This window comes from Neobacillus drentensis (genome assembly GCF_036965645.1).
Lineage (GTDB): Bacteria > Bacillota > Bacilli > Bacillales > Cytobacillaceae > Neobacillus > Neobacillus drentensis_D.
Map to the genome: position 1 here is coordinate 1,407 of NZ_JBALPZ010000205.1, position 21,781 is coordinate 23,187.

The window sequence follows — 21,781 nt, forward strand, 5'->3', positions numbered from 1 at the left end:
GGGGTCTCCCCAGCCCCGTACTCCCGCAGGAGTCGAGCGCCTTCCGCTCCAATCAACATCGTCTCAAAATCAACAGTAACCTTTAACACAGCCTATAAAAAAGGAGAGAAAAACCATGACAAACTTATTAACAAGAATTAAAGATATTATTGTAGCAGATATCAATGAGGCCCTTAATAAAAAGGAAAATCAAAACCCGATTGCCATGCTCAACCAATACCTGCGCGAATGTGAGCGGGAAACTGAAAAAGTCGGCAAGTTAGTGGGCCGTCAAACTCAGCTGCGAGAGGAATTTGTAAGAGAGCATAGTGAGGCAATAAAATTAGCTGAAAAAAGAAAGCATCAAACAGAGGTTGCCTCAGCCGCTGGCGAAACGGAGCTTTACCAATTTGCTGCAGCTGAGCAGCACCATTATGAAGAACGGGCAGAGCGCCTGCAAGCTTCACTCACACAAGTAACTGAGCAGCTTGGTGAATTGGAAAGAAAGTATGAAGAGATGAAGCGGAGAGTCAAGGATATGCAGATTCGCCGGATGGAGTTAATGGGCAGGGAAAATGTTACCCGTGCTAACCTGGAAATGAACCGGGTGTTAGAAACGAATTCTTCCGCCAATCCTTCCTTTTCAAAATTTAAGGAGATTGAGGGCTATATGGACCGGCTGGAGCAGAAAGTAAAGAGTTCTTTCTTCAGCAGTACCATTGATGAACGAATTGCGCAGCTCGAGAAAAAGCTTGAGAAGTAGAGAAAGAAAACGGACTTGTGACAAAAGTCCGTTTTTCTTATCTATGCACTAGTATATAATTTTCACTCCCTAATATGATGTATAAAAGGGGGTGACAGGATGACTGTTCATGTCGTAGCTTCCGGTGAAAATCTGTGGTCTATTTCCAACCGTTATCATGTTTCTATTCATACGATTGTTAGTATAAACGGGTTAACCTCTGCTACAGCCATTGTTCCGGGCCTTGCTCTGTATATTCCTGACAATACCCAGCCAACTCGAGTCTATCAAATAAAAGCGGGTGATTCCCTGTGGGAAATAGCCCAACTCTTCAACACCACTATTTCTGCGATTCGTACGGCTAATCCAAGTACTGATTTAAAAAAACTTCAAACCGGTCAAATTATTAATGTTCCCTCACCCAAAAAAATGGCCATTCGTACGCTGGGATTTTTAGTTCCATCTGGAACCCCAACGGACCTTTCTACATTAGATTCACTAGCTAATCAACTAACCTATTTAGGTATCGTCAACTATACTTTTAGCAGTGAAGGTTTCGCATCCTATGTGATCGATGACTCTGCTATTATCGCTAGATCTAAGCAATTAAACATTACACCCTTATTGATGATCCGCAACTATACAACGAGCGGGTTTAATGCTGAGTTAGCAGGCGGGGTCCTCGAAAATACCACTTACAGACAGAATTTAGTTTCAAGCATTGTCAATCTCACCACCAACAGAGGATTTGGAGGTGTAAGTCTTGACCTTGAATTTATTCCACCAGCAAGGCGCAATGACTTTACGTTGTTTTTACAGGCATTAAAACAACAATTAGGGAATTTAATTTTGAATGTCAACGTTCACGCCAAAGCGGCGGATCTGCCGACGAATCGGATTGTGGGAGCTTATGATTATGCGTCCATTGGGGAGGCTGTGGATCTTATGGCGGTCATGACGATGGATTATGGTTATCCGGGTGGTCCTCCAGAGCCAATCGCACCCATCTGGTGGGTAGCAGAAGTAGTTAAGTATGCGCAATCTCAAGTGAGTCCGCAAAAACTGTTATTAGCTATGGCGTTGTATGGCTATGATAAAGTGGTAACGACAAATGCAACTACAGGATTATCAGTGCTTGCTGCACAAAATAAGGCCATTTCATTGGGTACACTGATTCAATACGATGATAAAGCTAAATCCCCATGGTATCGGTATTGGAGCGGGACAACCGAGCATATGGTTTGGTTTGAAGACATTCGGAGCTATATGGAAAAGTATAAACTGATTGATATATACAGATTAGTGGGAGCTACTTTTTGGCAAATCGGTCTGCCGGCTCCTCAGAATTGGGCATTTTTAAGTAAGGAGATCACAGTGACAAAGAATCGAAATTGATGCATCTTAAGGAGCTAATAGCTCTTTTTTTATTTGGCCTGAAATGAGTCTGTTGAAATTTACGTCCTGCTCAACATTAATATGTTGACATCTTTTATGTTCATTTTATAAGCTAAGTGTATACAATTGTATGCATTAAGTTTGTATTCCAACAAGTGGAAGGAGATCGTTCATGTGGGGATTAAGACAGTATATTAAGCCTTATTGGAAATCAGTTCTCATTGCGCCCCTATTTATGGCCTTTGAAGTATTTTTTGATTTGCTCCAACCCACCCTTGCAACTAAAATTGTCAATCAAGGAGTCGTAGAGAGGGATATGCAGACCATTCAGCATACAGGTGCCATCATGGTTTTTGCTGCCGTACTCGGATTAATGGCAGGCATAGGGTGCAATATCTTTGCAAGCCGTGCTTCACAGAATTTTGGCGCCGACATTCGAGAGGCGCTATTTACCAAAATCCAAACCTTCTCTTTTGAAAATCTAGATTCATTTCAGACGGGTTCGTTAATTACCCGGATGACAAACGATGTAGTTCAAGTTCAGAATTTATTGAGAATTTTCATGCAATCCATCATTCGAACCCCAGGGTTATTAATAGGAAGCGTGATTATGGCTTTGTTGCTTAATCTTCGTTTGGGGCTCATCCTGTTGGGAACCCTGTTTGTTTCCGTTGTCGTGCTTGTTGTTCTGATTCGGTTCTCTTATCCGTTATTTTCTAACGTCCAAGCAAAACTCGATGCAGTGAACAGCCGGATACAAGAAAATTTGGCTGGGATTAGGGTGGTGAAGGCCTTTGTACGATCGAATTATGAAACCAAACAATTCGAACAGGCCAATCGAGATTACTCGCAAACCGCCATCAAAGCGGCGCGTGTGATTGCGATGAATACGCCGATCGTCACATTGATTATGAATACCTGTCTAGTTGTCATCCTTATGTATGGTGGAAACTTGGTTTGGTTGAAGTCCGTTCAGGTGGGGGATTTAGTTGCGTTTCTTAACTATGTGGCACAAACCCTTTCTTCCTTAATGATGGTAAGCACCGTTCTTGTAAATATCTCACAGTCCAATGTGTCAGCCAAACGGATTCAACAAGTGTTAACAACCAAACCTACGATTGAAAGTCATCCAAAAGAGAAAGAATCTATCATTCCGGCTAAGCAGGTAAAGTTTCATAAAGTTGGATTTTCATATGGAGGGCCGGACCATCGAGAAGAATTGGTATTACGGGATGTGAGCTTTGAGGCAGAGCAAGGGGAAACCGTAGCAATCATTGGGTCCACGGGCTCTGGAAAATCAACGCTTGTCCAGTTAATCCCAAGGTTGTATGAAGTCACGTCCGGGTCGATTCAGCTAGACGGAAAGGATATTCGCGACCTTCCGCTATTAGAACTTCGACATAAGATTGGGGTGGTTCTCCAAGAATCCTTTTTATTTACGGGTTCTATAAAAGAAAATATTGCTTTTGGAAAATCAGATGCCACACTAGAAGAAATCGAGAAGGCAGCCAAAATGGCCCAGGCCCATGACTTTATCGCCAAACTGCCAAATGGCTACGAAACTAAGGTTGGTCAAAAGGGAGTCAATTTGTCTGGCGGCCAAAAGCAAAGGCTTGCTATCGCACGGGCATTACTCATCAAACCGCCTATTTTAATCTTAGATGATAGTACAAGCGCCTTAGACCTTGGAACAGAGAAGCGGCTCCGTGATTCCTTAACCAATATCATGAACTCTGGCATTACGTTCTTAATTGCTCAGAAAATTTCATCTGTCCTAAATGCTGATCAAATACTTGTGATGGAGGATGGAATGATTGTGGGAAGCGGTACCCATCAAGAATTACTGGAGACGTGTGACGTCTATCAAGATATTTTTCATTCCCAGTATGGTGAGAAGGAGGAGTATTATGTCGAACAGCAGCAATCAAGCTAATAGTCCAAACCTCTTTCCAACGTCTCACCGAGGTCCGCGTCCTGGGGAGGTTCCGAAAGTAAGGTCAAAAAATGCCAAAGCCACGCTCTTCAGAATATGGAGTTACCTAAAGCGGCAGCGGCAGGGCTTATGGATTGTCATGATTAGTACGGCCTTAACCTCTTGTTTCGCGCTTTTAGGTCCTTTTTTAATAGGAAAAACGATTGATAACTATATTATTCCGCATCAATTGGCTGGTTTTCTGCGAATGGGTTTCGTTTTGCTCGGGGTTTACCTTTTAGGTGCTGCTTTCACCTGGCTGCAGCAATATGTTGCTTCGGGTTTAGCGCAGAATACCGTGAAGGACATGCGGCAAGATCTTTTTGAAAAGTATCAGCATTTACCGATTCCGTTTTTTGACCAAAGGACACATGGAGAATTGATGAGCCGTACTACAAACGACCTTGAAAATGTCTCCAATACCCTGAATCAAACCGTGGTTCAGCTTATTTCCAGTGTGTTTATGCTCGTTGGCAGTGTGGTCATGATGCTAAATCTAAGTCTTTGGATGACACTCATTACCATCTTAATCGTGCCCCTTATTGCGTTTATCACCAAAAAAGTGACCAAATACACACGCCAGTACTTTTCTGAACAACAAAAGAGCTTAGGAGATGTAAATGGGTTTGTTCAAGAAAGTATTTCTGGTTTACGAGTGATTAAAGTGTTTGGGCGGGAAGACAAATCCATTGAAGAATTTCGGGAGATGAACGAAAGACTGAGAATGGTCGGGTTAAAAGCGCAAAGTATTTCTGGCTCGATGGGACCGATGATGAATGCGATGCGCAATCTAAGTTTTGTTATTATTGCGGTCATCGGCGGCGTGTTCACCTATCATGACCTGATTACGATTGGAATTATTGTTAGTTTTCTTAATTATTCCAGCCAATTCAGCCAGCCGATTAATCAACTGGCCAACCAATATAATTTGCTCCAATCAGCGATTGCAGGAGCAGAGCGTGTTTTTGAGGTATTAGACCTGGATTCAGAGACATTAGGTAAGGATGAAGCAGAAAACGATAAAAATTTTAAAGGGGACGTCATCTTTGATCAAGTTCAATTTGGGTATACAGTGGATAGGGATGTTCTTAAAAATCTCTCCTTCCACGCCCTTCCAGGTCAGATGATTGCTTTAGTGGGACCAACAGGGGCAGGAAAAACGACGATTATTAATTTATTGACGCGATTCTATGATATCCAATCAGGTAGTATTCAAATTGACGGGGAGGATATTCGCCAACTCGATAAATCCTTTTTAAGAAAACAAATTGGATTAGTACTTCAAGATGCCTATGTTTTTTCAGGTACCATCCGAGAAAATATTCGATACGGCCGTTTAAATGCTGCGGATCAAGAAGTGGAAGCTGCCGCTCGGCTTGCGAATGCCGATTCGTTTATTAGAAAACTGCCAAAAGGTTACGACACGGAATTAAATGCCGAGGGGAATAATTTAAGTCAAGGACAAAGGCAGCTGTTGACAATTGCCAGGGCTGTACTCGCTGATCCATCGATCCTGATTTTAGATGAAGCGACCAGTAGTGTGGATACACGAACTGAGCTGCATATCCAGGAGGCGATGAAGTCTTTAATGAAGGGAAGAACAAGTTTTGTCATTGCCCACAGACTTAGTACGATACGAGAGGCAGACAAAATCTTAGTCGTTAATAATGGAGAAATCGTTGAACAGGGTTCGCATGAGGAATTATTAATGATGAATGGATTTTATTCTAATTTATATAATAATCAATTGACACAGGGATATGTAAGCTGACTGAAGAAATGTTTAAGCAGAATAGAGCCCTTTTGAAACCAAACAAGTTTGTTTTCGTATATCTATCAACGGACATGCTATGGAATGAAGGTGATGAAGTATATGGAAACAAGAGATGAATTAATGAATGAGCTTTCCGTCATTGAGAAATGGGAAAAAGATCAGAATGATTTGTGGATTTGGGAGCGGCTTGGGCGGCTGCCGTTTAAGCTTCTTGATAAGATAACGCCTAAATTTATTCATAACAAAGTTGGCAGCTTGCTTGAGGAAATAGGATCATATGTACAAACGGGCGGCAGCTATTTAATTAAGAAAGAGACCATTTTTGGAAAAATAGAAAAAGAGCTAGGGAAGCCGATCAACAATGCAGCTGATATTAGAGAAATTCCTCTAACGACAATGCATAAGTTAAGCATGGAGCTTACTGAGCAACGGAAGAAGTTTGTTACTATTCAAGGAGCGAGCACTGGAATAGGCGGGATTTTTACGCTTGCGATTGATATTCCGGCTTTAATGGCTATTTCTTTAAAAACATTACAGGAAATTGCGCTTATTCATGGTTATGATCCAAGTGAGCAAAGTGAGCGGATTTTCATTGTGAAATGCCTGCAATTTTCATCTGCTGATATTGTCGGGAAACGGGCAATTTTGAATGAACTTTCCCAGTATGGGCGAGCAGAGAGCAGATCGGATGAAATGGTTTCACAGCTGCAAGGCTGGCGTGAGGTGGTCTATACGTACCGTGACCAGTTTGGCTGGAAGAAGCTTTTTCAAATGGTTCCGATTGCCGGAATGATTTTCGGGGCATTTACCAATAGGTCAATGATTAATGATTTGGCTGAAACAGGCATGATGCTTTACCGAAAAAGAAGGATTTTGGAGAGGTTGGAGCATGAAACGAAGGACCTGCGGGATTAAGCAGGTCCTCTTTTTGATGTGAATTGTGCTTCCCGCGAGAAGATGGTCGCCATCCGCCAGTAAGAATCGGTTAACAGCCAGTAACCGTTCGCTATCCGCCAGTAAGAATGGGTTATCCGCCAGTAGCCGTTTGCCATCCGCCAGTAAAAATGAGTTAACCGCCAGTAACCGATTACCAACCGCCAGAAACACTATTTATTTTTTTAAAAGCGGTCGATCCTGCAAATACAACGCCATATCCTGGCTGCTTCCTTTAACGATGTCTTCGACAATAATCTTCGCCAGCAGCTGACTGTAGACGGTGCCGTTATCACCAAAGGCAAAAAGAAAATAGCTGTTCGGATATTCATCATACACACCGATAATCGGCAGGCCGTCAACCGTGCCGCCATAGAAAGCCGCTAAATAGAATTCCGGCTGCACCTGAATATCGGGAAACTGCTTATGAAACTCCTCAATCAACTTATCCTTCTTATGCAGCAGCTTACTATCCCGGTCATCAGGGGAAGTGGCATTATCATCAAGGCCGCCGATGATGATCCGATTGTCCGCTGTCGTACGCATAAATAGATAAGGACGGGCCGTCTCCCAAAGGAGTGTGCGGTTATACCACGTTGAAAAATCATCGACAGGATTTGTGGTAACCGTATAGGTACTCACAAAAGAAGCCTTTTTCTCTTTTCTAATATCGATTCCCTCATAGCCGGCAGTGAAAATAACATGGCGCGCTTTAATCGAGTGTCCCGTCTTCGTTGAAATGACCATCCGTTTCTGTTCCACATCGTAATGGTGACCATTCATTTCCGTATTTTCGTAAATATGCACGCCTTTTTTTGCGGCGTAATCCATCAATGCATGAGTAAACTTAAAAGGATTCAGTTCGCCATCGTTGTAGGAATAAATCGCTGCTTCTCGGCTAAATGGATATTTACTTTCAATATCGTCCTTTGTCCAAAAATCCAGCTCGCAATTATGCTCCTTTAAAAAGTCATATTCTTTTATTAGTTTCGCCACATCTTCTTGGCAGCTAGCAGAGTAAAGCGTGTCTCTTCGAGTGAATTCACTATCGATTTCAGCGGCTTTTGATGATGCTTCAATTTCGTCGATTGCTTCTTTTAATAATTGTAAGTGGCGTTCGATGTACTCCTGCCCGAATGTATGGATAAGGTCGGTAAACATTTTTTCACCGGAATATTGAATCAGTGCCGTATTTGTACTGGTACTGCCGCTGCCGATTTTCCCTTTTTCGATAGCCATTACATCTAAACCGGCATCCGCTAGGTAATAGGCACATTGAGCAGCAGAGCTCCCGCCGCCGATAATGCACACATCACAAGTTAGATCCTCGGCTAAAGATGGATAGGATGGGGCGCCGGGAAAAGTCAGCGGCCAATAATATGTTCCAGATTGTAAGTTCATTCTGTTTCCTCCTACTTTTTTACACGGATAATGTTACTATTTCCATTCAGGTGTTTAGCATGCAGGAGGATTGCTCAATTGAGTACTCAACAAGCGGGCTCCATTTATTTTGGGCAGGCTAAATTTAATGGCTTATGTAAATTTAATTTTTAAGAAATCATTTAAAAAATAAACAGTTTGCTTCAGAATTTGGTATATTAAATATATGTGTGTTTAATATTGCAACAAAGGGTGGGATTTAATGAAGGTCTTGGCGATTGCCCCTTATGATGGGTTAAAGGAATTAATAATAGAACAAGGTCGAAATCAAGATTTTGAGATACATGTTGAGGTCGGAGACTTGGAACAAGGGGTGGAGCTCGCCAATCGTGCAGCCGACCGTGGCTTTGATATTATCATAAGCCGCGGCGGTACGGCGGAACTCATCCAAAAGAAAGTATCCATCCCCGTAATTGAAATTGAAGTTTCCGGTTATGATATGCTCCGCGTATTAACCTTGGTGAAAGATTATCCCGGCAAGGCGGCCATTGTTGGCTTTCCACCAATATCTGAAGGTGCAGCAACGGTCTGTCAATTACTTGAAATTGATATATCTTCCTATGTCATTTCAATGGAAGAAGAGGTAAAGCCAACTTTAAAGCGGTTACTTGAAAAGGGTTATGAGGTCATCATCGGCGATGTGGTTACCGTGAAGGAAGCGGAAAGCCTGGGATTAAATGGTGTGTTAGTTACTTCAGGGAAGGAAAGCATCATAAAGGCCTTTCAAAACGCTAAAAAGATGCACAACTATTTCTCGATTTTGAGGAAAAAATTATCCATTGCCCAACAAATTCTTCAGGAGGAGGAAGAAGGCTTTGTTGTGTTTGATTCAACATTGAATAGCATTTACTCCAATACCTGTTTTTCTGAAAAATTAGATCAAACCTTTAAAGAGTCCATTCCTATTAAAGAGGCCGTGACGGATGTTCTATCAAAAGGGGAATATACAACAATCATTGAAAACAATCATGACATTTGGAAGGTAAAAGGGAGTAAATTACAAGGATTTGAAGTGCCGTTCGTTGTATTTCGTTTACAAAAAATAGAATTGAAGCCTAACATGCTTTCCAAGGGTATCTCGATTATAACGAATGCAGGCCCAATCCAAACTTCCTTTACCAAAAATAATGAGATGAAAAATGTCATCCGAACTGCGGAAAGATATAGTGAAAAAGAGGATTCTATTTGGATTAGCGGTGAGAAAGGAACCGGAAAGGAAAAATTAACCCAGTATATCCATTTTCGCAGTTCCAAACGCTCCTATCCACTCTTAACCATTAATTGTTCGCTTTTAACAGCGGAACAATGGAATCTTCAGTTAAATGGAGAAGAAAATGGTCTGCTGGCTGCGAATGAGAACGGAACGATTTTCTTGAAGAATATCGATTCCATGGACTTATCCTTACAGCAGCAATTGCTAGCCTATTTGCTTGCGAATCAACCCAAGTGCCGCGTTATTGCTTCATCGCAAAAAAATATTTTAGCCATGATTGAAAATGGAACCTTTTCGAGTGAATTGTATTATTCACTGGCTCCATTGACCTTGAGTCTTCCTCCTTTATCTGAGCGAAAAGAAGATATCGATCATATCGCTCGTATTTTTATTAATGAATTTAATACAAGGTACGGAAAACAAATTGCAGGAATTCGGAATGATGCAATTGCAGAATTAGAGAGCTTTAGCTGGCCGGGGAACATTACTCAATTAAAGCAAGTGATAAGTGAAAGTGTTTTGTTAGCAAACGGACCTTTTATTGAAAAAGAGGATATTCAACCCATTTTAAATACAAAGGTAAAGGAGACGGAGAAATCTCATCCCGATTTAACAGGAACTCTAGAGGAAATCGAACAGAAAATCATTAGGCAGGTCTGGCTGGAGGAAGGGATGAACCAGACTAAAACGGCTGAAAGACTTGGGATTAACCGTACCACTTTATGGAGAAAATTAAAGGATCAATAGGCCGAAACACCAAGGTTGTTTAAAAATGCAACAATCTTGGTGTTTTTGTTATTTTTTAAATTAAAGTAGTTGTAAAATTAAACGTTGTAATCTATAATTCTATTTGTAAGCGTTACTACATTTGTTGAAAAAATAAACAATACTAAATAAGAAGGTGTAGGATATTGGAACTAAAGGGAATTATTCCGGCCATGGTAACACCATTAACTGCGGAACAAAAGGTGAATGAAGCTGTAACAAGACAATTGACAAACCATTTGATCGAATCAGGCGTACATGGAATCTTCATTCTCGGAACAAACGGGGAATTTCACTTACTGAATACCGAGGAAAAAATAGAGATGGCAAGAATTGTCATCGAAGAAGTAAATGGAAGAGTACCTGTAATGGTGGGTACTGGCGGAAATAGTACAGAGGAAGCCGTTGAGTTATCACAGAAAATGGAGCAGCTGGGCGCTGATGCCTTGTCGTTGATTACTCCATTCTTCATTCCGCCCACCCAAGAAGAATTGGCAGTCCATTTTGAAAAGGTGGCTGAAAGTACTTCCCTGCCGGTGCTTTTATACAATATCCCAGCGAGAACAGGTGTGAATATAGAGCCTGGAACCGTTGCACGACTAGCAAAGGTGCCAAATATCGTGGGAATCAAAGATAGCGGTGGAAACTTTGACAACATTGAAAATTACATAAATGCCTCAAAAGATGAAGACTTCTCCGTTTTTGCCGGTACTGACTCTTTGATCCTCCAAACGTTACAGGCAGGTGGAAAAGGTGCCGTTGCGGCAACAGCGAATATGGTACCAGATGTTGTGGTTGCTATTTATAACAACTGGTTAGAGGGGAATATAGGTGCAGCACAGGAAAATCAGCAAAAATTACAGCCTTTACGCGACGCCTTTAAATACGGAACCTTGCCGTCCGTATTAAAGAAAGCGGTAGAACTTTATAGTATTCCGGTTGGACCTCCTAAAATGCCTGTAGCAGAAATTGCGGGAGATGCCTTAGAAAAGGTAACGGAAATGGTGGAATTTTATAAACAACAAAATTTATCTACTATTAAATAACTATACGATTGATTTAGAAAGTAGAAAGGATGGATGGGAATGCAATCGATTTATCAGTTTCAAACCGCACAGAATATTTTCGCAGGACAAAATTCACTCCAACTGCTTGGGGGAAAATTATCTTTACTGGGAGTGGAAGTGAAATCTGCGCTGATCATCACACAGCCATCGATTCAGGATTTGGGCTTTTGTGATCTAATTATCACCCAATTAACAGCCAAAGGGGTTACAACAGATATTAATACAAATATTCTCCCTGAACCAACAGTAGAGAATATTGAACAGGTATTTGAGGCGACTGCCAATAAGAATTATGATGTATTAATTGGTATTGGCGGAGGAAGCGTTCTAGATACGACTAAGATTCTCTCTGTGTTGAGAACAAATGATGCTTCGATTGAACAGTTATTAGGGACCGATCTTGTAAAAAATCCAGGTGTTCCGACGATTTTGATTCCAACAACCTCCGGAACCGGCGCAGAGGTCACTCCAAATGCGATTGTCACCTTGCCGGAACAAGAATTAAAGATAGGGATTGTCAGCAAGTATTTACTTCCATCCTTAGTGATTCTCGACCCTGTTCTTACTTTGAAATTACCTAAGCCGATTACGGCTGCTACTGGGATGGATGCCTTTACACACTCTTTAGAATCCTTTATTTCAACGAAGGCAAATCCCATCAGTGACATGTTTGCTTTAGAATCGATCCGGTTGATTTCTTCCAGCATTGTGGAAGCCTATCAAAACGGTGAATCGGTTGAGGCAAGAGAAAAAATGCTTGTAGGATCCATGTATGGCGGGATGGCATTAACGAGTGCGGGTACAGCAGCGGTACATGCGTTAGCCTATCCATTAGGAGGAAAATATAAAATTCCTCATGGTGTGGCAAATTCGATGCTTCTACCACATGTTATGAAATTCAATATGGATGAGATCACTGACCGGCTGGCGTTAGTAGCTGAACCGATGGGAATCCGCGCTCAGGGGCTTTCCAATGTTGAATTGGCTGAAAAAGTGGTTGATCAAATCATTGAGTGGACCCGTGTGTTAGAGATCCCTCAAGATCTTAAGAGCTATGGTGTAAGAGAAGAAGAACTGCCGGAAATATCTGTGTCTGCCTCACAAGTCACTCGTCTATTAAATAACAATCCTAAAAAATTGAGTTTAGCAGATATTGAAGCGATTTATCGCCAGCTGCTATAATTCTAGACTATGAAAATATCAGTTATATCGGATGATTTAACGGGGGCAAGTGATTGTGGAGGCCAATTAGTCCGTTATGGATTAAAGGTTTCTGTGGCAGTACAGGAAGATTTTAATAAAACCAATGATTATGATGCAGTTATATACAATACGGATAGCCGCTCTGTTTCCGGGGTGGAGGCATACGAAAAGGTAAAAAAAGTATGTGAGATGATCAAATCTGGACCATATGACATGGTGTATAAAAAGATTGATTCAACGATGAGGGGGAATATCGGGGAGGAAATCAATGCGATCTATGATTCTTTTTCCCCTGATTTTGTCATAATTGCCCCAGCCTTTCCGGTAAATGGCCGTAAAGTCATCAATGGTATTCATTATCTAAATGATATAAAACTAGAGGATACCGAGGTGGGTAAAGATCCGAAAACCCCTGTTAGGGATTCGAAGATTAAAAGATTAATCGAGAGTCAATCGCTGCGGAAGGTAGAGCATATAACATTCCAAGAGCTCCAACAGGGATTTGACACTGTTATGGAAAAACTGACTTTTTGTAAGAAAAATCAAGTCTCCTACATTACCGTTGATTCTTCAGAAGAGTCCGATTTAGAAAAGTTAGTGAAAATGACTCACAGGACCCATTTTTCCATCGTTTGGGTGGGATCTGCTGGTTTAATGAATTATTTACCAGAAATTTACGGGGTTAAACGAGTCCAAAAAACGGTGCCGCTGCCGATTCATTGTGACCCTGTCTTCTTGGTGGTTGGCAGTGTGAGTGCAGCGGGACGGTCCCAGTTAAACCATCTTTTGACTTATTCGAATACCGTTGGACTGGAAATGGATTCTGCAAAAGTTTTACAGAAAGAAGATTTAAAGGAAAGTGAATTCAAACGAATCTTAATTGGGGCAAGAGCAGCCTTTTTACTGGGGAAAAATGTAGCTTTATACTCTTCAAAAAATGTGGATGAAACCCGTGAAGTTGGAGAAAGAATGGGATACGATGCTGTCAGAATCAGTAATATCATTTCAAAGGTTTTAGGGGAAATTGCAGCAGAGATTATCCGTATGAATGATTTGAGATATCTATTTTTAACTGGAGGAGATACAGCACAGCAAGTATTCCTTCAATTAAATGTGAATGATTTTATTTTAATTGATGAAGTAGAATCCGGTGTCCCGCTTGGCCGGGTATTGACGGATAAAGAGTTATTAGCTGTCACCAAGGCTGGGAACTTTGGCTCTGATGAGGTTATGTTGAAGGCCGTTTCTAAACTTCGAGGGGAGGAATATGATGAAGCCGATTATAGGGATTACCATGGGCGATGCCGCAGGAGTGGGTCCTGAAATCATCGTGAAAGCCTTGAGTCATCAAGAGGTTTATGACATGTGCAGACCTGTTGTGATAGGCGATGCGAAAATGATAGAAAGAGCGATTCAGATTACTGATGCACCATTAAAAGTTGCCGCCGTTAAATCCGTCGCTGACAGCCAATTTGAATTTGGTACAATAGATTGTATTGATTTAGGTTTACTGCCTGAAGATTTACCGTTTGGTCAATTATCACCGCAGGCCGGAGATGCGGCTTTTCAATATTTGAAGCTGGCAGTTGAGTTGGCAAAGAATAAAGAGATTCACTCCATCTGTACTGCACCATTAAATAAAGAAGCTCTTCATAAAGGAGGACATCTTTATCCGGGGCATACCGAAATTCTTGCTGAATTAACCGAAACAGTCGATTATTCAATGATGTTATCTTCGCCTAAATTAAAGGTCATTCATTTGACGACCCATGTCGGCTTGATTAAAGCCGTCCAGTCAATTACGCCCGAGCGGACTTATAAGGTTGTGAAGCTTGCGCATGAAACATTAACGCGTGCTGGCTATACCAATCCAAGGATCGCAGTTTGCGGAATTAACCCGCATGCGGGCGAAAATGGCTTGTTTGGAGATGGGGAAGAGGAAGAAAAGTTAGTTCCAGGAATTGAACAGGCTGCTTGTGAAGGGATAAATGTAAGCGGTCCGCACCCAGCAGACACTGTCTTTTTCCGTGCAGTTCGCGGTGATTTTGATCTTGTTGTTGCATGTTACCACGATCAGGGCCATGTGCCAATCAAGGTGTTGGGGTTGGAAGAAGGTGTCAATATCACGGTTGGTTTAAATGGTGGTGTAATTCGTACCTCTGTAGATCATGGAACGGCGTTTGATATTGCTGGGAAAAACATTGCTGATGAACGAAGTATGCTTGCAGCGATCCAATCTGGTGCAGAATTAGCACCTAAGGCGGTTTTTGAAGCAAAATAAAAAAGTCCTCTCAGTACTGACATTCGGGGAACTCCGACATTCCCCGAATGTCAGTACTGAGAGAGACTTTGGACGATTACTTAAAATATTAATTCGTTATGTAAAATAAAGCAAACACCGTGCTTAAAAGAGCTAGGTTTCTAAAGGAGGAACGAAAGGATGAAGGTTGTTTCTACCTCTCCGTCATTTGCGAAATATTCCAATGAACCAATTGAGTACTTACAGAAACATGGACTTGAATTAGTCCATTTACCGGCAGATATTTCTGAAGATGAACTCATCAAAAATTTAAAAGATGCTGATGCAGCTATTGTTGCTTTTAGTGAAATCAATTCCCGTGTACTTGGACAGGCTCCTGCGTTAAAGATTGTTTGTAAACATGGGGTTGGAGTCGATAATATTGATTTAGATGCCGCTAGGGAGAAGAATGTTTGGGTAACGAATGTCACCAATGCTAATATGCATGCCGTAGCTGATTTTAGTTTCGGATTGATGCTCGCATTGGCCAGACAAATTCCGCAAGCAGATTATCTAACAAAGCAAGGACAGTGGCCAAGGGTTTTTGGGACAGATGTATTCGGAAAAAGTGTAGGAATCATCGGACTTGGAGCCATCGGCAGAGAAGTTGCCCGCAGAGCAAAAGGATTTGGTATGGATATCTTAGCGTATGATCCATTCCCTAATCGAGAATATGCTGAGCAAAATCATATTAAATTAGTAGAACTTGATGAACTTTTTAAGTCTAGTGATTTTATTACGCTGCATCTTCCGTTAACGGAGCAAACTAATGGTCTTGTAGGAAAACGGCAGTTTGAAATGATGAAAAACTCTGCCTTCTTAGTAAACGCATCTAGAGGTGGAATTGTAGTGGAAGAGGATCTCTACCAAGCTTTAAAAAATGGAGACATTGCAGGGGCTGCTTTAGATGTATTTGTAGAGGAACCTTTGAAAAAGCACCCATTATTTGAACTTCCAAACTTTATTGCCATGCCACATATAGCAGGCTATACAGATGGAGCTGTTAATGCACTCGGAATGACATGTGTAAAGAATATAGTCGAGGTTCTCGTACACCAAAATAAACCTCAGTTTGTTGTGAATGGACTTGATGAAGTGGTAGTCCTTTCTAGTAAGAAATAATCTTTATATTCTAAATGTTTATGAAACCATTATATCTAGGAGGGATGTTCCTTGTTACAAAATAAAGCAGTAGTTTCAGAGTATGAGAATCCACTTGTCAAAAAGACAAATGTACGATGGGTTGTAGCTGTCCTCATGTGGGCAGCCATTGCAATTAACTATATAGACCGAACCGTACTTTCAGCAGCGGCGCCCTACATCACCAAGGATTTCGGGTTAAATGAAGCGCAAATGGGGATTATTATGTCTGGATTTTTCTGGTCCTATGCGTTATTACAGGTTCCTGCCGGCTGGGTAGCCGATAAAATTGGACAGAAAAAAACGTTAGGTTTTGCGGTTATCTGGTGGTCGATTGCCACTGCCGTAACAGGTTTGGCTACAGGATTTAAATCGATCCTGGGCTTCAGAGTTGCCTTGGGGGTTGGTGAGGCTGGTGCTTACCCAAGTAATGCGGGTATTTCGTCAAAATGGTTCCCTGACAAAGAAAGAGCCACTGTTTCAGGTTTTTTTGACAGCGGTTCCAAGTTCGGCGGTGCCATTGCAATGCCGTTGATTGTTTGGTTAATCGCCATGTTCGACTGGAAAATGACCTTCGCGATTATCGGGACATTAGGTATTGTTTGGGGTATTGTATGGCTATTATATTTTAAAGAAAAACCTGAGGATCATAAGGGTGTAAACGCTGCAGAACTAAAACATATAAGAGAAGGTCAGTTGAAAAAAGAAGGAATCGATAATGAGCAGCCTATGAAATGGTATCAGCTGCTAAAGCACCGGAATATCTGGGCAATGTGTATTGGCTTCTTTACCATTAACTACAACTCTTATTTCTTCATCACTTGGCTTCCTACATACTTAGTTAAAGAAAGAGGAATGGGATTGATAGAGATGGGGTTTGTTGCCTCGCTGCCTCTTCTAATCGCGATGGTTGTAGAGGTTATTGCTGGCTGGCTATCGGACCGTGTTTATTCAAGTGGAAAGCTTTCATTAACAGCGACTAGAAAACTATTTCTAATTGTTGGATTGCTCATGGCATCTTGTATAGGTTTTGCTGCATTTGCAGATTCTGCTGTTTTAGCTGTTGTCTTACTATGTATTGCTAAATCTGGTACAACAATCGCTGCATCTCAAGTTTGGGCTCTCCCAGGAGACGTTGCTCCGAAAAATATGACCTCGATTGTAGCTGGAATGCAAAATACAGTTTCAAACATGGGCGGAGTAGTGGGCCCGATTATTACAGGTTTCTTTGTGGCTTCTACAGGTTCATTTGTTCCTGCTTTGCTTTTCTCAGCAGGTTTAATCGTAGTAGGTATCATCAACTATGTATTCTTACTAGGTAAAGTAAAACCAATTGAAGCATAACATTTCGAATAAATAGAAAAGGGTGCAGAACGTTTAATTCCGTTGCTGCACCCTTTTTTTGTAATGTGATTGAAATGAAGGGGAAGGTCCTCTATGCAAAGGGACGGTTCTTCTGCTTCCAAAGCAGAAGAATCGTCCCCGCGCTTCCTTTAATAAATGACAACCGGCTCATATGTGCTGAGGTTGTTATAGACTGTTTTCATAACACTTGATGGTGTGTTAACGCAGCCGCCAGATCCGGCATTTAGGTAGGCTGTACTTGACCAGTTTGACCGCCAGCTGGCATCATGGAAACCTTCCCCGCTGTTCGTAAATGGTGCCCAATATTGGACTTCCACTTCATAAGACCCACTACCTACGTGACTGCCTTTTAATGTGGATGGTGTTCGTTTATAAAGGATATACCACACGCCTTTATCGGTATCTTCACCCGTACTGTGTTTACCGGTCACGACACTCGTTGTAACAGCTAATTTTCCGTTTTTGTAAATCCAAATACGCTGTTCTGCAATGGAAACTTCTGCGTAGGTATCGCCAATGCCATTGTTCGCGGTCGTTTCATAGCCGTAGCCTTCTCCGCTCCAGCCATGTCCGATAATATTAGCCGCGGAAAGGGATGTAGTTCCTTTTTCAAAAGCAGCCTGAACCTGTGCGGTTTCCTTGTCCACATCTAAAGCCCAGCCATAGCCTTCCCCTTTAACCGAAAGGACCGAACCTGAATGAGTCTTAAATTTGAAATTTTTATTTAATGTAGACTGAGAATCATTAATTTCAGTAAGCTTGTTTTTAATATCATCTGTATCAATTGTCACTTTTAAATCTTTCGTTACAGAAGCACTTTTGATTAATTCGCTGGCTTTTAGTGAATAAACTTGATTTTGTACTTTATAGTCAACGGTTTTTTGAAGAAGTTCTTTTAGCTTTTCTTCTTCTTTTTTGACTATCTCACTATCTTCTTTTACCGGCAGGATCAATACAGGATTGAGATGAACTTCACTTGTCAATCCTTGCTTCACAAAGTCTTTTACTAGACCGGCGACATCATATTGCTCCCCGTCTATGCTTTTTGAAACGACAATTTTACCTTGTTCCAAATGAGCTTGGGCATCTTGGGGCACTTTTAAACTCTTATTCATAGAGATTAGCTTTTCTTCTAATTGTTTCTTCAAATCTTGGCTGCGATACGTATCTGGCTGGGCTGGCATGAGTGAATAATTTTTTGCCTTCGATGAAGGGAAAAGCGTCTGTTGACTTTTTGCTATTTTTTTAACACCCGAAAGGTCTTTGTCGGTAAAACCTATCTTCGTATCTGTTCCATCTAAAATTTGTTGCTTTCCTACATAGACTTCGTTTTTTAAGACAGTTGTTTTTAATTTATTAAGTGCCTCATCTGCCGTTAGTCCGCCGACGTCTATACCATTAATCTTGATATTTGCATTAAAGTGGTTTGTCTGATAATAACTGATTCCGCCCATTATGAGTGCAACTAGAACAATGGCACTTGGCGTGATAAACTTCCAGTTTTTATACCATTTAGATGGTTTTTCCCGTTGTTGATCGATTTCCTTTGATTCGTTTACAGCGTTTTCCATAAAAATTCCCCCTCAACCCGGTGACCCAGCGTCAACCGCCGTTACTTTTCGCTATGCATACAACGATTACAATTATATTACAACATTCTTAAATTAACCTTAAATTACAACTACCATTCTACTAAAATTTTTAGGGTGAATTTGTCGGAATTTGTAAATGCGTGAAATTTAATATAATCATTTGCTCTTATAGTTAAGTATGCCTATTTTTCAGATTGAATCATATCATATCTACTATCGTTTGTAACGAAAACATTACATTTCTGTTACGTTAATTTTGGAAAAAGGCAAGGTACTTAGTTGGCAGGAAATTATAGTTGAATGTGATTCTAAGCCATGGTATAGTAATACAGTCAAAAAAATGACCGAAATACTAAATTGGTCACTAATAGGGGATGATGATAGCACCAGTGACATAGTATTTTGATGTTATTACGTATTTAAAAATTTTTTTATAAAAAAATGACCGAATGGGAAATTTGGTCATTCAGACATGAATATAATCTATTGAGGTGAGAAACTTGAAAACTTTCACATCGGTGAAGAGTGAGTTTATGAGAATCCTTCGCACGCGCAAATTGCTAATCGCTATTATCGGTGTGATGACGATTCCGGTGCTTTACAGCGGAACTTATTTATGGGCCTTTTGGGATCCATATGCCCATTTAGACCGAATGCCTGTCGCGATTGTGAATAACGACCAGGGGGCTATTTACAATGGAGAGAAGTTAACAATTGGTAAGGATTTAGTCAAGAATTTAAAAGAGAAAAAAAGCTTTGACTGGGATTTTGTCAGCGCAAGTAAGGCCAAGAAAGGCTTGGAAAATCAAGATTATTACTTAGAAATCGAAATCCCTGCAGATTTTTCCAAAAATGCCACCACGTTACAAAGCGGTCATCCTGAAAAATTAAACCTAAATTATACGGTTAATGAAGGGAATAACTATTTATCATCAAAAATTGGTGATTCTGCGATTGAAAAGATTAAAGAAGAAGTATCCAGCTCTGTTACGAAAACCTATGCAGAGTCCATGTTCGACAGTTTAAAGGATGTTGCTAATGGGTTGAACAAGGCAAGAGATGGTGCAGAGGACCTTTCTAACGGGATTGCCGATGCCAAAAGTGGCAGTGAAAGTTTAGCCGACGGAATAAAAACGGCTGGAAACGGAGCATCCAAACTGGAGGATGGTTCAAAAGCGGTAGATGATGGCGCCAAGTCATTGAAGGAAAACCTGGAAGTGTTAGCGGAAAAATCAGTCGCTTTCTCCACAGGATTGGCATCTGCTTCCTCCGGCTCACAACAGGTCGAGAGTGGATTGCAGCAATTTAGTACGGGACTTACCCAAATGAAAGATGCCAATGCCAAGCTAATAGCAGGAGCTGCCCAAGCGGAAACTGGAACAAAGCAATTAGCTGATGGCTTAGCGTCAGCGGCGGCTAATATTCCTAGTCTGCAAAATGGATCACAGCAGATTGCGGACGGTTCTTCTCAGCTCTCTGATTCCTTAGATAAATGGCAGACAGGAGCAGACCAAACAAAAGCTGGGGCAGATTCCGTAAGTCAAGGACTGGAGCAGCTGCTTGGTCAAGTAAGCAGCATGGCGGATAGTTCGACTGATCCAACGGAAAAGGCAAAATTAACTGCCGTAAAGGACAGCCTCACTCAATTATCACAAGGGAGCCAGCAGGTCGCTTCAGGTGTAGGTAATTTGTCAAGCAGTGCTGGCCAAATCAAACAAGGCGCCGATTCCTTATCTGCCGGTGCTAGTCAGTTAAATCAAGGCCAGGAGAAATTGGCTGATGGTATCAACCAATTATCAAGCGGGTCCAAACAGGTATTAAACGGTCAAGGACAGTTAAAGCAAGGGCTTGCTCAATTTGGCACTAAACTTGATGAAGCTCAAACAGGATTCGGCCAAATTGTGAATGGCTCAAGCAGCCTGACATCTGGGTTAGGGCAATTAGCATCCGGATCTACGTTATTACAGGATGGGACGAATAAGCTTGCGCAAGGTGCGAATCAATTAGCCTCCGGTACCACATCCCTTTATACAGGTGAAAAAGACTTGAATAACGGGATGACCAAGCTTGCAGATGGGTCATCGGATTTAACTGGCGGCATGACGAAACTGGCGGATGGTTCGAAGAAATTGAGCGATCAATTGGATAGCGGAGCTAAGGATGCCAGTGATGTTAAAGCCAATAACAGTGTCTATGATATGTTTGCTAAACCAGTTTCTTTGAATAATACAAAGATGAATCATGTTCCCAACTACGGCAGCGGCTTGGCTCCTTACTTCTTGTCGCTTAGCCTATTTGTCGGTGCGCTTATGCTGTCAGTTATTTTTCCGATGTTTGTACCAGCTTCAGAACCGAAGAGCGGATTTAGCTGGTTTTTAGGAAAAGCCGGGGTAATTTTAGCGGTAGGAATTGGCCAGGCGTTATTAGTGGACGCGGTCATGCTGTTAGGTCTTGGGCTTGAAGTGAAGAGTGTTCCTTATTTCATCTTGTTAAGCGTGATTACAAGCTGGACATTCTTGGCGATTATTCAATTCCTAGTGACGACACTTGATAATCCAGGACGTTTCTTAGCGGTGATTCTCTTAATCTTGCAATTAACAGGCAGTGCGGGAACGTATCCAATTGAACTTGGACCTTCATTCCTGCAGCATATTAGTCACTTCTTACCTATGACCTACACAATTACTGGGTTCAGGGCGGTTATTTCAACGGGGGACTTTGGATTTATGTGGGAAAATATTGGCTATATTGCCGTCTTCTTTGTTCTATTCCTAGCGGCAACCTTGAGCTTCTTTATCTTGAAATTTAAACGCCAGCCAGAAGTGCAGGTACAATAAGGCAATGTTGAAAAATGGCAGCTTGAATCCAAGCTGCTATTTTTTATTTCCGTTACTATTTCCTT

At 41.4% G+C, this 21,781-nt stretch carries 15 protein-coding genes; 13 read left to right on the forward strand and 2 right to left on the reverse strand.

Annotation, left to right across the window (positions count from 1 at the left end; genetic code table 11):
- The first annotated feature begins 115 nt into the window (after nucleotides 1-115).
- The 5 genes from V7266_RS28155 to V7266_RS28175 all read left to right on the forward strand — a co-directional run bounded on the left by V7266_RS28155 (nucleotide 116) and on the right by V7266_RS28175 (nucleotide 6,777).
- Entirely contained in the window at nucleotides 116-742 is a 627-nt protein-coding gene (locus tag V7266_RS28155; RefSeq protein WP_335472524.1) for a PspA/IM30 family protein, read from the forward strand.
- A 99-nt stretch (nucleotides 743-841) separates the two neighbouring features.
- Nucleotides 842-2,116 carry a glycosyl hydrolase family 18 protein gene (locus tag V7266_RS28160; protein WP_335472525.1) on the forward strand — a complete coding sequence of 425 codons (1,275 nt, stop codon included), beginning with the start codon at nucleotides 842-844 and terminating at the stop codon, nucleotides 2,114-2,116.
- A 172-nt stretch (nucleotides 2,117-2,288) separates the two neighbouring features.
- Nucleotides 2,289-4,049, forward strand: a complete 1,761-nt coding sequence (locus V7266_RS28165; RefSeq protein ID WP_335472526.1) for an ABC transporter ATP-binding protein — start codon at nucleotides 2,289-2,291, stop codon at nucleotides 4,047-4,049.
- Nucleotides 4,024-5,859 (forward strand): ABC transporter ATP-binding protein, encoded by a 1,836-nt coding sequence (locus tag V7266_RS28170; protein ID WP_335472527.1) that lies wholly within the window; start codon nucleotides 4,024-4,026, stop codon nucleotides 5,857-5,859. The genes V7266_RS28165 and V7266_RS28170 overlap by 26 nt, the downstream gene beginning before the upstream one ends.
- A gap of 102 nt (nucleotides 5,860-5,961) precedes the next feature.
- Nucleotides 5,962-6,777 (forward strand): EcsC family protein, encoded by an 816-nt coding sequence (locus V7266_RS28175; RefSeq protein ID WP_335472528.1) that lies wholly within the window; start codon nucleotides 5,962-5,964, stop codon nucleotides 6,775-6,777.
- A gap of 195 nt (nucleotides 6,778-6,972) precedes the next feature.
- Here V7266_RS28175 and V7266_RS28180 read toward each other — a convergent pair whose 3' ends face one another.
- Nucleotides 6,973-8,196: an NAD(P)/FAD-dependent oxidoreductase gene (locus V7266_RS28180; RefSeq protein ID WP_335472529.1), complete on the reverse strand. Its 1,224-nt coding sequence runs from the start codon at nucleotides 8,194-8,196 to the stop codon at nucleotides 6,973-6,975.
- 241 nt (nucleotides 8,197-8,437) lie between these two features.
- Here V7266_RS28180 and V7266_RS28185 point away from each other — a divergent pair, with 241 nt between their 5' ends.
- The 7 genes from V7266_RS28185 (at nucleotide 8,438) to V7266_RS28215 (ending at nucleotide 17,266) form a co-directional block, all read left to right on the forward strand.
- On the forward strand, nucleotides 8,438-10,195 hold the full coding sequence (locus V7266_RS28185; RefSeq protein WP_335472530.1) for a sigma-54-dependent Fis family transcriptional regulator: 1,758 nt from the start codon (nucleotides 8,438-8,440) through the stop codon (nucleotides 10,193-10,195).
- 164 nt (nucleotides 10,196-10,359) lie between these two features.
- A complete protein-coding gene (gene dapA / locus V7266_RS28190; RefSeq protein ID WP_335472531.1) occupies nucleotides 10,360-11,259 on the forward strand; it encodes a 4-hydroxy-tetrahydrodipicolinate synthase in 900 nt (299 codons plus the stop codon).
- Nucleotides 11,260-11,298: 39 nt separating this feature from the next.
- Nucleotides 11,299-12,462, forward strand: a complete 1,164-nt coding sequence (locus V7266_RS28195) for an iron-containing alcohol dehydrogenase (RefSeq protein ID WP_335472532.1) — start codon at nucleotides 11,299-11,301, stop codon at nucleotides 12,460-12,462.
- A 9-nt stretch (nucleotides 12,463-12,471) separates the two neighbouring features.
- Nucleotides 12,472-13,806 carry a four-carbon acid sugar kinase family protein gene (locus V7266_RS28200; protein WP_335472533.1) on the forward strand — a complete coding sequence of 445 codons (1,335 nt, stop codon included), beginning with the start codon at nucleotides 12,472-12,474 and terminating at the stop codon, nucleotides 13,804-13,806.
- A complete protein-coding gene (gene pdxA, locus V7266_RS28205) occupies nucleotides 13,754-14,764 on the forward strand; it encodes a 4-hydroxythreonine-4-phosphate dehydrogenase PdxA (RefSeq protein WP_335472534.1) in 1,011 nt (336 codons plus the stop codon). The genes V7266_RS28200 and pdxA overlap by 53 nt, the downstream gene beginning before the upstream one ends.
- A gap of 159 nt (nucleotides 14,765-14,923) precedes the next feature.
- On the forward strand, nucleotides 14,924-15,904 hold the full coding sequence (locus V7266_RS28210; protein WP_335472535.1) for a phosphoglycerate dehydrogenase: 981 nt from the start codon (nucleotides 14,924-14,926) through the stop codon (nucleotides 15,902-15,904).
- A 51-nt stretch (nucleotides 15,905-15,955) separates the two neighbouring features.
- Nucleotides 15,956-17,266, forward strand: a complete 1,311-nt coding sequence (locus tag V7266_RS28215; protein WP_335472536.1) for an MFS transporter — start codon at nucleotides 15,956-15,958, stop codon at nucleotides 17,264-17,266.
- A 149-nt stretch (nucleotides 17,267-17,415) separates the two neighbouring features.
- On the opposite strand, the gene V7266_RS28220 is transcribed toward V7266_RS28215, so the two are convergent.
- Nucleotides 17,416-18,858, reverse strand: coding sequence for a L,D-transpeptidase family protein (locus V7266_RS28220; protein ID WP_335472537.1), 1,443 nt, complete (start codon nucleotides 18,856-18,858; stop codon nucleotides 17,416-17,418).
- Nucleotides 18,859-19,379: 521 nt separating this feature from the next.
- Between V7266_RS28220 and V7266_RS28225 the strand changes: the two genes are divergently transcribed.
- Nucleotides 19,380-21,716 carry a YhgE/Pip domain-containing protein gene (locus V7266_RS28225; RefSeq protein WP_335472538.1) on the forward strand — a complete coding sequence of 779 codons (2,337 nt, stop codon included), beginning with the start codon at nucleotides 19,380-19,382 and terminating at the stop codon, nucleotides 21,714-21,716.
- The last annotated feature ends 65 nt before the right edge of the window (nucleotides 21,717-21,781 follow it).